General features: G+C 73.3%; 13 protein-coding genes. 5 read left to right on the top strand and 8 right to left on the bottom strand.

Annotated features, from left to right (window positions below; all coding sequences use genetic code 11):
• The first annotated feature begins 54 nt into the window (after nt 1–54).
• The gene (locus AW27_RS31335) at nt 55–471 is read left to right on the top strand and encodes a hypothetical protein (RefSeq protein WP_037921963.1); all 417 of its coding nucleotides are present in this window, start codon (nt 55–57) and stop codon (nt 469–471) included.
• A 13-nt stretch (nt 472–484) separates the two neighbouring features.
• On the top strand, nt 485–898 hold the full coding sequence (locus AW27_RS31330) for a cytidine deaminase family protein (protein WP_037921961.1): 414 nt from the start codon (nt 485–487) through the stop codon (nt 896–898).
• Nucleotides 899–997: 99 nt separating this feature from the next.
• Here the strand turns inward: AW27_RS31330 and AW27_RS31325 are convergent, their stop codons facing one another.
• Nucleotides 998–1339 (bottom strand): HopJ type III effector protein, encoded by a 342-nt coding sequence (locus AW27_RS31325; protein WP_037921958.1) that lies wholly within the window; start codon nt 1337–1339, stop codon nt 998–1000.
• A 196-nt stretch (nt 1340–1535) separates the two neighbouring features.
• Nucleotides 1536–2096, bottom strand: coding sequence for a flavoprotein (locus AW27_RS31320; protein ID WP_037921956.1), 561 nt, complete (start codon nt 2094–2096; stop codon nt 1536–1538).
• Nucleotides 2097–2287: 191 nt separating this feature from the next.
• Between AW27_RS31320 and AW27_RS31315 the strand changes: the two genes are divergently transcribed.
• On the top strand, nt 2288–3139 hold the full coding sequence (locus tag AW27_RS31315; protein ID WP_037921953.1) for a YhjD/YihY/BrkB family envelope integrity protein: 852 nt from the start codon (nt 2288–2290) through the stop codon (nt 3137–3139).
• A 27-nt stretch (nt 3140–3166) separates the two neighbouring features.
• On the opposite strand, the gene AW27_RS31310 is transcribed toward AW27_RS31315, so the two are convergent.
• The 4 genes from AW27_RS31310 to AW27_RS31295 all read right to left on the bottom strand — a co-directional run bounded on the left by AW27_RS31310 (nt 3167) and on the right by AW27_RS31295 (nt 8851).
• Nucleotides 3167–4729 carry a fatty acyl-CoA synthetase gene (locus AW27_RS31310; RefSeq protein WP_052030621.1) on the bottom strand — a complete coding sequence of 521 codons (1563 nt, stop codon included), beginning with the start codon at nt 4727–4729 and terminating at the stop codon, nt 3167–3169.
• A gap of 183 nt (nt 4730–4912) precedes the next feature.
• Nucleotides 4913–6028, bottom strand: a complete 1116-nt coding sequence (locus AW27_RS31305) for a calcium:cation antiporter (protein WP_052030619.1) — start codon at nt 6026–6028, stop codon at nt 4913–4915.
• A gap of 118 nt (nt 6029–6146) precedes the next feature.
• On the bottom strand, nt 6147–7730 hold the full coding sequence (locus tag AW27_RS31300) for an acyl-CoA synthetase (RefSeq protein ID WP_037922865.1): 1584 nt from the start codon (nt 7728–7730) through the stop codon (nt 6147–6149).
• 5 nt (nt 7731–7735) lie between these two features.
• The gene (locus AW27_RS31295) at nt 7736–8851 is read right to left on the bottom strand and encodes a nitronate monooxygenase (protein ID WP_037921948.1); all 1116 of its coding nucleotides are present in this window, start codon (nt 8849–8851) and stop codon (nt 7736–7738) included.
• A gap of 292 nt (nt 8852–9143) precedes the next feature.
• Here AW27_RS31295 and AW27_RS31290 point away from each other — a divergent pair, with 292 nt between their 5' ends.
• Nucleotides 9144–11087, top strand: coding sequence for a serine hydrolase domain-containing protein (locus AW27_RS31290; RefSeq protein WP_078556478.1), 1944 nt, complete (start codon nt 9144–9146; stop codon nt 11085–11087).
• Nucleotides 11088–11109: 22 nt separating this feature from the next.
• Here AW27_RS31290 and AW27_RS31285 read toward each other — a convergent pair whose 3' ends face one another.
• Nucleotides 11110–11484 carry a VOC family protein gene (locus tag AW27_RS31285; protein ID WP_037921946.1) on the bottom strand — a complete coding sequence of 125 codons (375 nt, stop codon included), beginning with the start codon at nt 11482–11484 and terminating at the stop codon, nt 11110–11112.
• 21 nt (nt 11485–11505) lie between these two features.
• Between AW27_RS31285 and AW27_RS31280 the strand changes: the two genes are divergently transcribed.
• Nucleotides 11506–11940 carry a hypothetical protein gene (locus AW27_RS31280; RefSeq protein WP_037921944.1) on the top strand — a complete coding sequence of 145 codons (435 nt, stop codon included), beginning with the start codon at nt 11506–11508 and terminating at the stop codon, nt 11938–11940.
• A gap of 373 nt (nt 11941–12313) precedes the next feature.
• Here the strand turns inward: AW27_RS31280 and AW27_RS31275 are convergent, their stop codons facing one another.
• On the bottom strand, nt 12314–12943 hold the full coding sequence (locus tag AW27_RS31275) for a TetR/AcrR family transcriptional regulator (protein WP_037921941.1): 630 nt from the start codon (nt 12941–12943) through the stop codon (nt 12314–12316).
• Nucleotides 12944–13015 lie beyond the last annotated feature (72 nt).

Raw genomic sequence — 13015 nt, 5'->3', positions numbered from 1 at the left:
AACAGGGCTGTCACAGCAGCCCTACGGTCGTCCGGGCCGGGCCAGCCTGGTGTGATGCGTACACACCACACGGCCGTAGCGGTCGGGGCGGCCGTCCTGCTCGCACTGACCGGCTGCGCCGACCCCGACGCCGACCACGCGGGCATGAGCGACGAGGGCAAGCCCACCCCCGCCCACCGGGTCCTCAAGGACACCGGCGACGCGGCCGAGTTGCTGGCGCCCGATGTGAGCGAGGAGACCGCGGCCCTGCTGCTGAACCGCTGGGTCGGCGCCAACCTCCGCGGGCGCCGGACGTCCACCGTCCGCGTCGTCCGGTCCGAGGGCTCCGGCAGCGCCGTCTGTCGCGCCACGTACTATGCCGACCAGAACGTGGCCGACACCGTCACCAACGGCGACGTCCAGTCAGGATCATGGCCCTACACCCACATCCAGTGTCCCGAACCGGCCTCGCCCCGGCCACGGACCACCTGAGAAGGCGGAGAGGATGACCATCAGGACCCGCCCCGTCGACCACGCGCTCGTCGAGGCCGCGGCCGAGGTGGCCCGCAACCGCTGCCGGGGCGACCACCACACCATGGCGGCGGCGGCCCGGGCGCGGGACGGCCGCATCGTCACCGCGGTGAACGCCTACCACTTCACCGGCGGACCCTGCGCCGAGCTGGTCCTCATCGGCACGGCGGCCGCCCAGGGCGTCTACGCGCTCGACCGGATCGTCGCCGTGGGCGACCGCGACCGGGGGGTCGTTCCCCCGTGCGGCCGGTGCCGCCAGGTCCTCCTCGACTACTTCCCCGCCATCGAGGTCATCGTCGGATCGGGCGAGACGATCCGCGCGGTCCCCATCACCGAACTGCTCCCCGAGAGCTACGTCTGGGCCGACCACCAACTCGACTCCGAGTAGCGCCTGTCCGAGGGAGCAGGGCAGGGGGCACGCGGGTGCCGGTCGTCGGGTGGCAGCTGCCCGGCCGGAGCGGGGGTGGGGCGGCACGAGGCGCGGCCTTCAGCTCCTGCGGGCCAGCGGCTGCCCCGCGAAGCTCACCCCCGCCAGGCCATGGGCCATGAGGTTGCGGATGTTGCCGTGATCAGTGCCGTCGGGCGTCGCCAGCACACTGCGATAGTGCTCACCGAACGCCAGCAGCGCCTCCTGATCGCTCAGACCCTCCAACACGGCCAGTCCCAGCGTCTTGCAGGAGCCCTCGTTCTCGCCCGCGGCGTTTCCCAGTTCCCCGTTGCGGAAGGCCTGCGGCCGGTACTCGTAGCACGCGGCGACGAAGGCCAGGGTGTCGGCGAACTCGTGCTCGCCCGACGCCAGACTCGCCCGCAGCGCATTCAGATCAGTCATATCGGCTCCCTCGGTCTGGCCGGGCGGCGGTCCGATCGCCGTCCGTGACCGGGGGACGATACCCCCTTCGGGCCGACCGGCATGGATCGGGCCACATGTCGGGACGAGTGACGTCTGCGCAGGTCACGGCGCTCGCGCCGACCAGGCGCGGCGGGCCCGGACCCGTCGGGTCCGTCTCCCCCGCCCGGCTCCGGGGCTACCTCCCCCGCTCCTGGAAGTCCCCGCGGACGAGGTCGTCCACGGCATCCAGCGCGAGGGTCCACGGGTACGGCCGCGCAGCGCCCTGTCCCGGCGGGTGGGGGGTGAAGCCGTCATCGCCGTACAGCACCCGGACCCCCGCACCGCGGAGCACGGCCAAGCTCTGCTCGAACTGCGGGTGCCGGACGAACGCCGTGTTCACGCACGGCATGACGGCCAACGGCGTGCCCTTGCCCAGGGCCTCGGCCGCCACGCCCACCACGAACCGGTCGGTGAGTCCGAGCGCCCACCCGTTGACCGTGTTGAACGTGGCCGGGGCGACGAGGATCGCGTCCGCCGAGGGCCACACGTCGGGATCGGCCGGCCGCTTGTACCGGCTGCGAACCGGGTGCCCGGTGAGCGCGGCCAGGCCGTCGGTGCCTTCCGCGAGCCAGTCCGCCGCCGTCGGGCTCAGTCCGAGACACACGTCCCAGCCGCGTGCCTGCGCGTCCTCGATCACGCGGGCGACGTCGAACACGGGTGGGGCGGCCGAACACAGGAGGTACAGGGTGCGCGTCATGCGACCAGTTGACCAGACGACTCCGCGACGCATCGGCGCGGGCCCGGCAGGCCTGCCCCGCCTCGCGCGGAGCGTCGACCACAGCCCGCTGACCGGGCTGACGCCGAGTCGGGTCGCCGAAACCACCCCTTCGGGCTCATTTCGGTCCGGGCTCCGGGAGGCGGCGCACCGGTCCGGGTAATGCATGAGGCGTGACCTCGACCCTTCGGCGGCTCCACGACCGCTTCCAGGGCTCCTATGCCGGGCTGGCCTGGAGCCGTGGCCGGGAGATGGAGCTGATGCACCGGTCGATGGGCTTCGCGGCCCTCGGATTCCTCACCCTGGTGCCGCTCCTGGTGGTCGTGGCCGCCGCGGTGCCCGGGAGCGGCTCGGGGTTCGGGCGCTGGCTCGGGCAGGCCCTCGGCGTGACGGCGTCCTCGCGCATCAGGATCGAGATGGTCTTCGGTGCGGCGGACACCGCACTGGAGCGGACCACCGCCTTCGGGCTGGCCGCGCTCGCCGTCTTCGGTCTGACCTTCGGCTCGGCCGTGCAGACCGGCTACGAGAAGGTGTGGGACCTGCCGACGGCCCGCTGGCACACCATGTGGCGGCACGTGGTCTGGCTCGCCATGCTCGTCTGCTACCTCGCGCTGCTCGTGGTGATCCCCCCACCGTCGGACGACGTCTTCGGCACGGTCCTGGGCACGCTCGGCGACCTCTTCGGCACCTGCCTGTTCTTCATCGCCTCCCAGCGCCTGCTGCTCGGCGGCCGGGTGCGCTGGCGGGCTCTGGTGCCGGGAGCGGTGGCCACCAGCCTCGGGCTGCTGGGGCTGCGGATCTTCTCTCAGCTGGTGTTCTCGCCCCTGATCGCGTCCAACGCCGTGACCTACGGCCCCTTCGGCACGCTGCTGGTCGTCCAGTCCTGGCTCGTCGGGGTCGGCTTCGTGGTCTACGGCGGCGCGCTCGTCGGACGCCTGGCGCACGAGCACCTCACCCTGCGGCGCCTGCGCCGCAGCGGGTTCCTCCCCCGGGACGGAGCCCAGCACCACGCAGAACCGGACTGACACCGGCCGCGCCTTCCCGTACGGGTGTCAGCGGGCCCGCCCTCCGAAACGGTCCCGCAGCTCCCGCTTGAGGATCTTGCCGCTCGCGTTGCGCGGAAGAGCGGTCACGAACAGCACCCGCTTCGGGGCCTTGAAGTGGGCGAGCCTCTCCCGGGCGTAGGCCACCAGCTCCGCCTCGGTCACCGCACCGCACGGCACCACCACCGCTGTGACAGCCTCGATCCACCGGTCGTCGGGGAGCCCGACCACCGCCGCCTCGGCCACCCCCGGATGGGTGTAGAGCACGTCCTCCACCTGCCTCGACGCGACCAGCACCCCGCCCGAGTTGATGACGTCCTTCACCCGGTCCACGACCGTGAAGTAGCCCTCCGCGTCCCGCACCACGAGGTCGCCCGAGCGGAACCAGCCGTCCCGGAAGGCCTGCCCGGTCGCCGCCGAGTCGTTCCAGTAGCCCAGGCAGAGCTGAGGTGAGCGGTACACCATCTCGCCCGGGGTGCCGTCCGGTACGTCCGCGCCGTCCTCGTCGACGACCTTCGCCTCCACATGGCGCACCGGACGCCCACAGGAGTCGCTCCGCCCCTCGTGTTCGCGGGGGCCGAGCACCGTGGCCAACGGCCCGATCTCGCTCTGGCCGAAGCAATTGTAGAAGGCGAGCCCCGGCAGCCGTTCGCGCAGCCGCTCCAGAACCGGGACGGGCATGACCGAGGCTCCGTAGTACGCCTTCCGCAGTCCGGCGAGCCCGCCCGCGGCGAACCGCGGATGGCCGGCCAGGCCGATCCACACCGTCGGCGGGGCGAAGAGGCTGTCCGCCTCACCCGCCTCCACGAGGTCGAAGAGCTCTTCGGCGACCGGCGCCTCGACGATCGTGTTGCGGGCCCCCACCGCCAGGTAGGGCAGCAGGAAGACGTGCATCTGCGCCGAATGATAGAGCGGCAGAGCGTGGAGCGGCCGGTCCCCCTCGGCCAGGTCCAGCGCCCCGATCGCACTCTCATACTCGTGGGCGAGGGCCCGGTGGGTCATCATCGCGCCCTTGGGCAGGGCGGTGGTTCCCGAGGTGTAGAGCAGCTGCGCCATGCGGTCGGGATCGGAGTCGGAGTCGGGGTCGGGCGCGAAGGGGAGCGGCTCGGCCAGAGCGGTCAAGAAGGAGTCGGGGGCGTCGCGCAGGGCCCGTACGGGAAAGCCGTCGGGGACCCGCCCGGCCAGGTCGGGATCGGCGAGGACGAGGGTGCTCCCGGAGTCGTCCAGGATGTGCGCGAGGTCCTCGCCGGTGAGGTTCTGGTTGACCGGGACGTGGATGAGCCCGGCCCGGGCACAGGCGAGGAAGGCCAGCAAGTAGGCGTCGGAGTTGTGGGCGTAGGTGGCGACCCGGTCGCCTGCGGCCAGTGCGTGGTGCTCCCGCAGCAGGGCGGCCCCCGTGGTCACCGCCGCGTCGAGTTCCGCGTAGGTCCAGGTCCGCTCGCCGTGGCGGACGGCGAGGCGGTCGGGAACCCGCCGCGCGCTGTCGCGCACCAGCCCGTCGACCGTGTTGCCCCGTACGGCGCCGGCCGCCGGCCCCGCCTGTCCCGGCTGCCCCGTGCGTGCTGACGTCATGGGCGTGATCCTCGCCGTCGGGCGGGCCGGGGTCAAGGACGCGCTCCCCGGCGGGATGCTGACAGGTTGTCGGTCCGTCCGGAGGGGCGGGACGCGGTGCCGTCTCCGGCAGGACGGCGGCCTGCCGGAGACGGGAGGGCGGTGGCCGGGGCGCGCGCCTCGCCCCTGCCCCGGCCCTGTGCCTCACGGGCTGACGGCCAGGAAGAGGTACGCGGCCAGCAGCACGATGTGCACTCCGCCCTGGAGCAGCGTGGCGCGGCCGGGGGCGAGGGTGAGCGTGCTGACCACCACGGTCAGGGCGAGCAGCACCATGTGGACCGGTCCGAGGCCGAGCGTGAGCGGGCCGGCGAGCCAGATGGAGGCCAGTGCGATGGCCGGGATGGTCAGGCCGATGCTGGCGATGGCGGACCCGTAGGCGAGGTTGAGGCTGGTCTGCACGCGGTCGCGTCGGGCGGCGCGGACGGCGGCGAGGGTCTCCGGCAGCAGCACGAGCAGGGCGATGATCACACCGACGACCGCCTGGGGCAGGCCGGCCTTGGCCACCGCCGACTCGATGGTCGGCGAGACGGCCTTGGCGTCGCCGACGACCGCGACGAGCGCGACCAGCAGCAGGCCGAGGCTGAGCAGGGCGGCTCGGGAGGTGGGCGGCGCCGCGTGGTCGTCCTGCGGGTCCGCGGCACGGCCGGTGCCCCGGCCGGTGTTCACGGGCAGGAAGTAGTCCCGGTGGCGGACCGTCTGCACGGCGATGAACAGCCCGTACAGGGCGAGTGAGGCCACGGCGGCGAAGGCCAGCTGCCCGGTGGAGAACTCCGGGCCGGGCTTGCTCGTGGTGAAGGTGGGCAGGACGAGGCTGAGGGTGGCGAGCGTCGCGACGGTGGCGAGGGCGGCGCCGGAACCCTCGGGGTTGAAGACGGCGATCCGGTTGCGCAGGGCGCCGACGAGCAGGGACACGCCGACGACGCCGTTGCAGGTGATCATGACGGCGGCGAAGACGGTGTCCCGGGCCAGGGTCGCGCTCTTGTCCCCGCCGTCGGCCATCAGGGTGACGATGAGGGCCACTTCGATGACGGTGACCGCCACGGCGAGGATGAGGGAGCCGAAGGGTTCGCCCACCCGGTGGGCGACGACCTCGGCGTGGTGCACGGCCGCCAGCACGGCACCGGCCAAGCACAGGGCGACGACCACCACGGCGAAGCCGGGTAGCTCCCGCCCCCAGCTGAGGACCAGCGCGATCAGCGCCACCACGGGGACCAGGACGGTCCAGTCGGCCAGGGGGGATCTGCGCTTCGTCGTACCCATATCGTCCAACTTGCCAGAAGTGTTCCCCTGGTGCGTCGCACGGCGCGCTCCTGGCGCCTTGACGTGGTGTTTCTCACGGATCCTCGCGGCACGACGGGCTCGCGGGCTCCCTGGTGGATCACATCGCGCGCTCGCGGCCCTCCCAGTACGGGTCCCGCAGCCGGCGCTTGTAGAGCTTGCCGTTCGGGTCGCGGGGCATGTGCTCGACGAAGTCGACGGTCCGGGGTCGCTTGTACCCGGCGAGCCGCTGCTCGCAGTGGTGCAGGATCTCGGCCGCCAGGGCGCCGCCGGCCGCGACGCCCTCCGCCGGTTCGACGACCGCCTTGACCTCCTCGCCCCAGTCGGCGTGCGGGATGCCGAAGACGGCGGCGTCCGCGACGGCCGGGTGGGCGAGCAGCGCAGACTCGATCTCGGCCGGGTAGATGTTGACCCCGCCGGAGATGATCATGTCGATCTTGCGGTCGCGGAGGAAGAGGTAGCCCTCCTCGTCCATCAGGCCGAGGTCCCCGACGGTGAAGAAGTCTCCGATGCGGTTCTTCCTCGTCTTGTCCTCGTCCTTGTGGTAGCTGAAGCCGCCGGTGTTCATCCTCATGTAGACGGTGCCCAGTTCGCCCGGGGGCAGCCGGTTGCCGTCGTCGTCGAAGACGGCCAGTTCGCTGATCGGCCAGGCCCTGCCCACCGTGCCCGGCTTCTTCAGCCAGTCCTCGGCCGTCGCGAAGGCGCCGCCGCCCTCGCTGGCCGCGTAGTACTCCTCCACGCAGCCGCCCCACCAGTCGATCATCGCCCGCTTGACGTGGTCGGGGCAGGGGGCGGCGCCGTGGATGGCGTGCCTCATCGAGGACACGTCGTAGGCGTCCTTCGTCTCCTGCGGGAGGGCGAGCAGCCGGTGGAACTGCGTCGGCACCATGTGGGTGTGCGTGCAGGCGTGTGCGTCGATCAGGCGCAGCATCTCCTGCGGGGCCCACTTGTCCATGAGGACCAGGGGGTGCCCGATGTGCAGGGCGGCGCCCGCGAACTGGAGGACGGCCGTGTGGTAGAGCGGCGAGCAGACCAGGTGGACGTTGCCGTCGAAGGGGCGGATGCCGAAGATGCCGAGGAATCCGCCGAGGTAGGTCTCCTCCGGAAGCCTGCCGGGCAGGGGGCGGCGGATGCCGCGGGGGCGACCGGTGGTGCCGGAGGTGTAGTTCATGACCCAGCCGAGGGTGCGGTCCGCGGGGGCCGTGGCGGGCTGCCCGTGGAGGAGGTCCCCGTACGGGCGGAAGCCCGGGACCGCTCCGACGGCGTAGCGGTGGCTCGCGGGCAGGGCTGACTCGTCGGCCGCCGCGGTGGCGGCCGCGGCGAAGCGCTCGTGGGCGACGAGGACCTTGGCGCCGGAGTCGGAGACGATCCAGGCGATCTCGGGGCCCACGAGGTGGTGGTTGACGGGGACGAGGTAGAAGCCGGCCTGGGAGGCGGCGAGGTAGGCGGTCAGGAACTCGACGCCGTTGGGGAGGACGACGGCGAAGGAGTCGCCCCTTTCCAGCCCGGCGGCGCGCAGCCCGTGGACGAGCCGGTTGACGTCGGCGTGCAGCCGGCCGGCGCTCCACTCCTCGCCGCCGGGGGCGGTCAGGACGATGCGTCCCGGGTCGGCTGCCGCCTGGGCCCAGAAGCCGTTGGGCGGCTGCCGATCGACGGAGGGGGTCGTGGACGTCGCGGTGGTCATGGCGGTCACGCCTCTCGGACTCGGCCGGCGATGCGGTTGATGCGGTCGATGGCCTTCTCGAAGTCTCCGGTGAGCTCGTCGAAGACGGCCTGGACGCTGCGTTCACTGTTCATCCGGCCGACGATCTGGCCGACGGGCGTGCCCAGCAGCGGCCGGACCTCGTACTTCTGGATGCGGGAGACGGCCTCGGCGACGAGGAGGCCCTGGAGCGGCATGGGGAGCGTGCCGGGGCCCTCCGGGTCGTCCCAGGCGTCCGTCCACGCGGTGCGCAGCTGGCGTGCGGGTTTGCCGGTGAGGGCGCGGGAGCGGACGGTGTCGCCGGAGCCGGCGGCGAGGAGCTTCTCGGTGAGGGCGCGCGAGTGGAGGTCGGCCTCGGTGGTGGTGAGCCAGAGGGATCCGAGCCACACGCCCTGGGCGCCGAGGGCGAGGCCGGCGGCGATCTGCCCGCCACTGCCGATGCCGCCGGCGGCGAGGACCGGGAGCGGTGCGACGGCCTCGACGATCTCGGGGACGAGGACCATGGTGGCGATGTCGCCGGTGTGGCCGCCGGCCTCGTAGCCCTGTGCGACGACGACGTCGATGCCGGCTTCGGCGTGGCGGCGGGCGTGCTTGGCGCTGCCGGCGAGGGCGGCGACGAGGATCCCGCGCTCGTGGGCGCGGGCGATGACATCGGCGGGCGGGGAACCGAGGGCGTTCGCCAGGAGTTTGACGGGGTAGTCGAAGGCGACGTCGAGCTGGCTGCGGGCGACCTGCTCCATCCAGCCGGTGATGCGCCAGCCGGAGGCCTCGCCCTCGGCGAGCTCGGGTACCCGGTGTTCGGCGAGGGTGTCGCGGACGAAGGCGCGGTGCCCGGCCGGGATCATCGCCTCGATGTCGGCTTCACTGATGCCGTCGACGGCCTTCTTCGCGGGCATGACCACGTCGAGGCCGTAGGGCTTGCCGTCGGCGTGCGCCTCCATCCAGTCGAGGTCGCGTTTGAGGTCGTCCGGTGCCGTGTAGCGGACCGCCCCGAGGACGCCGAACCCGCCCGCCCGGGTGATCGCGGCGGCGACCGCGGGGAAGGGTGTGAAGCCGAAGATGGCGTGCTCGACTCCCAGTTTCCTGCTCAGCTCCGTCTCCATGGGCGGCAGGATGCCGCAGCCCGGCGGCCGAGGGAAGACATTTTCTGATGCTGTGTCAGATTCTTTGCGGCCCGGTCGGCGGGAAGGGTGGCCGAGCTGCGGGCAGATACCCGTTAGCCTGCGGCACGCTCGGCCGATTCAGCAGAGCCGGGGCCGCTCACCTGCGGCGCACCGGGCGGGTGCGGGGTTTCGGGCACGTCCGCGGGGGACTGCGGGCGCGGATCGCGCGGTGCGGAACGCGGATCGCGTATTTCGGTTGCGGGTTGCGGGTTGCGGACGAGGAGGGCCGGACATGGCAGTGCACACGGAGGCCGAGGCGGTGGCGGAAGTCCCCACGGAACGCGCGGTACGCGCGGGCGGAACCGGCCCCGGACGGCGCGGACCGCAGCCGGAGCCGGCTCAGGAGCCGGAGCCGGAGCCGGAGGAGCGGCACGACGGAGTGCGCGTGACCCGGCCGGGAGTCGGCCGGCGGCGGCTCGCGGCGCGGCTGCTCGCGCTCGGCGGCGTGCTGGCCCTGCACGCCGCGCTCCCCGCCGCGCCGGGCGCGGCCGGCGGCCCCGTGGGACGGCGCGCTCTGCAGGGGCTGCGCCTGCGGTACGGATCCGCGCGGCAGGCCGGGCTGCTGGAGCGGCACTTGGAGGCGGTCGCGGACGAGGCGCGACGGTTCCTGGGCCCCTCACCCGAACACCCCTACTACGCGGGGGCGGTGGTCCTCGCCGGGCGCGGCCGCACCGTCGCCCTGCACCGGGCCATGGGCCATGCCGTCCGGTACGCGGAGTACGACGGGCGGACCGACCGGGTCCGGGAGCTCCCCGCAGCCGAGCGGATCGACATGGCCGAGGACACCGTCTTCGACCTGGCCTCCCTGACCAAACTGTTCACCTCGATCCTGGCGGTCCAACAGATGGAGCGGGGGCGCCTGGAGCTGGAGGCCCGGGTGCACCGCTACCTGCCGGAGTTCACCGGTGGAGGCAAAGAGGCCATCACCGTTCGTCAGCTGCTCACCCACACCTCGGGACTGCGCTCGTGGGCGCCCTTCTACCAGGAGTCCACGCACGAGGGCCGGATGAGGCTGCTGTGGTCGGTGCGGCCGCAGGAGCCCCCGGGGACCGTCTACCGCTACTCCGACCTCAACCTGATCGCGCTGCAACTGCTCCTGGAACGGATCACCGGCCGCACCCTGGACGCCCTGCTCCACGACGAGATCACCGCTCCGCTCGGCATGCACCGCACTCGCTACAACCCGCCGCTCTCCTGGCGTCGGGTCACCGCGGCCACCGAGGTGCAACGCCCGCCCTGGTCCGGCCTGGACCGCGGTCTGGTGTGGGGCGAGGTCCACGACGAGAACGCCTACGCCCTCGGCGGGGTGGCGGGCCACGCGGGCGTCTTCGGCACCGCCTGGGACCTGGCCGTCCTGGCCCGCGCCCTCCTCGACGGCGGGGCCTACGCGGGCCGCCGCATCCTGCGCCCCGCCTCGGTCGAGCTGCTCTTCACCGACTACAACACGGCCTTCCCCGGCGACGACCACGGCCTCGGCTTCGAGCTCTACCAGCACTGGTACATGGGAGCCATGGCCACCCCGCACTCGGCCGGCCACACCGGGTTCACCGGCACCTCCCTCGTGCTGGACCCCTCCACCGACTCCTTCCTGATCCTGCTCGGCAACTCCGTCCACCCCGTGCGCACCTGGCGGGCCGGCAGCGCCCCGCGGGTCGCCGTCGGCAACCGCTTCGCCCGGGCCGTCCCCGTCCGCACCCGGCACGGCGGCGCCGCCTGGTTCTCCGGGACCGTGCCCGGTGTCTCCGGCACCCTGACCCTGCCGCCGCTCACCCCCGCCACGGCCGCCGCCCGGCTGCGCTGCGCCGTGTGGTGGGACACCGTGCCCGGCGCGGGCGCCCTGCACCTGGAGGCCTCGGCCGACGGAGTGGACTGGGCGCCGCTGCCGTTCACCACCCTGCGGTCCACCGGCGGTGTCGCCGAGGAGTGGCCGGAGGGGTCGGTCGGCGGCTGGTCCGGACGCATCTGGCACCGCCTGGAGGCCCCCCTCACCGCCGACTGGGCCGGCCGCGAGGTGCGGCTGCGGTTCCGCCACACCGCCACCGGCCGCTACGTCGGCCGCGGGGTGTACGTGGACGTCGTCCGTGTGGCGGAACCGGCCCGGCTGCTGTTCGCGGAGGACCGGCCCGACGATGCGGCCCGCCTGGAGGCCTTCGGCTGGACCCGGTCGGCGGACTGAGCGGACCCGGCGGCCCGACGGGTCAGTCGCGCACCAGGCAGAAGGGGTGCCCCGCCGGGTCGGCGTAGACCCGCCAGCCGCGCCCGTCCGATCCGTCGAGCAGGGTCCCGCCGGCCGCAAGCACTTCCTCCTGCGCCCGGTCCAGGTCCGGGACGCCGAAGTCCAGGTGGAACTGCTGCGGCCGGCTGGGGTCGGGCCAGCTCGGGGGCACGTGGTCCGGAGCGCGCTGGAAGGCGAGCACCAGGCCGGACGGCGCGTGCAGCGTCGCCCAGTCCTCGTCGAGCGACCAACGCCGGTCCGGCTGGTTGACGTTGCCGCCCAGCAGCGACTGGTAGAAATCGGCGAGCACCCGCGGCTCGGGACAGTCCAGCACGACACACTGCAGTTGAGCGATCATGTCCGGATCCTAGAACGCGCCGTGCGCGCGAAGGCGGCACGCCCGCCCGGCCGCCCTGCCGGTAGCGCGTGCGACGATCCGGAACATGATCGCCTCGCTCTGCTGACGGCCGCCTTCCCGGTACTGGCGGCCCATCCGCCGGCGGACACCGTGGCCGCGGGCCTGGTGGAGGTCCTCCCGGACGGGGCCACCGACGGCGGGGCGTGGCTGCGGATGCTGGTCGCCTGCGGTGCGACGGACGCGATGGAGGCCGGGCGGGGGATACCGGAGGGCGGCCTGCACCAGTGGGTCGGCCGCTTCGTCCGCATGTACCGGTACGGGGCGCAGTCGGGCGGCGGTGTCGCCCGGCAGCCGCTCCCGGGCGCGGGCGGAACTCCTCGGCACGCGCGGTGGTGGAGGCGAGGCGGGCGCGGGCCGGCCGGACGGTGTTCCTGCCCGGGGCGTGGACCGGGCTGAAGGCCCCGCACCTGCCGCTGGAGCGGGCGTAGCCCGTGAAGCCGGCGAGCCACCTGGCGGCACCGCTGCGGCACCTCTGCGGCACGGCGAGGTCCTGGCGCCGTTCGTCCGCCCCCTGCCGACGGCGCCGCTGCACGCACTGTTCACGCAGGCATGGGAGCGCACCCCGGACGTTGCCTGAACAGAAAATCCTGACGCCCCCAAGCGCACGATTCAAGCCGTGCGAAGGGGTGTTCTTTCAGCCACTCCGGGCGTAGCGTGTGCACACTCCACCAGGAGGAACGCACCGGCCCTCCCGCCTCGATCCCACCGGTGCGTACCGATGGAAGAGCCCCGCCGCCACATCCCCCGGTGCGGCGGGGCTCTTCCGCGTTCAGGCCGGGTCCGCCAGGACCGCGGCGAGCATCCGGCGTGCGACGGCGGTCAGTTCGGCGAGGTCCGGGGCGGGACGAGAGCGGGCCCGAGCGCCTGCCAGCCGGTCGTACAGGAGCCCTTCGGTCCAGGCGACGAGCAGTTCGGCGGCCTCTTCGGGACGATCTGACCCGAGGGCGGCGGCGATCCGCGCGGCCCGACCCCGGGCCCCCTGCCCCGCCCGGCGGAGGTCCTCCTGGAGCTCCGGGTTGCGGGCGGCCTCCAGGCTGAGTTCGAAGCGGGCCAGCTGGCGCTCGCGCCCTGCGGTCAGCCAGCGGTACAGCAGGCCGGCCAGGAGGGCCGCAGCCGCTTCCCGGTTCGGCTCCGGGAGGGTGGACCCGGGGGCCGGCGGCGCGAAGCCGAGGGGGCTGCCGTCGTCCACGTCCGCGAGGTCCAGCTGGGCCAGCCGTTGATAGCACGCCGCGATCAGGGCCGTCCTCGTACGGAAGTAATACGACGTACTGCCCGCGGGCAGCCCCGCGGCCCCGTCGACCGCGCGATGGGTCAACCCGCGGAGCCCGGCGGCGGCCACGAGGCCGATGGCGGTGTCGGCGATCAGGGTTCTGCGGTCGACAGCGGGAGCGTGGGACACCCGGCCACTCTACATGTGTAGAGTGAGGTCATCGCCCTCTACACATGTAGAGGCCTGGAGGAAGGCAGGGGC

Source organism: Streptomyces sp. PCS3-D2, assembly GCF_000612545.2.
Classification (GTDB): domain Bacteria; phylum Actinomycetota; class Actinomycetes; order Streptomycetales; family Streptomycetaceae; genus Streptomyces.
Note: the sequence above shows the minus strand (reverse complement) of the source record. Positions and strands in the feature narration are given on the sequence as shown.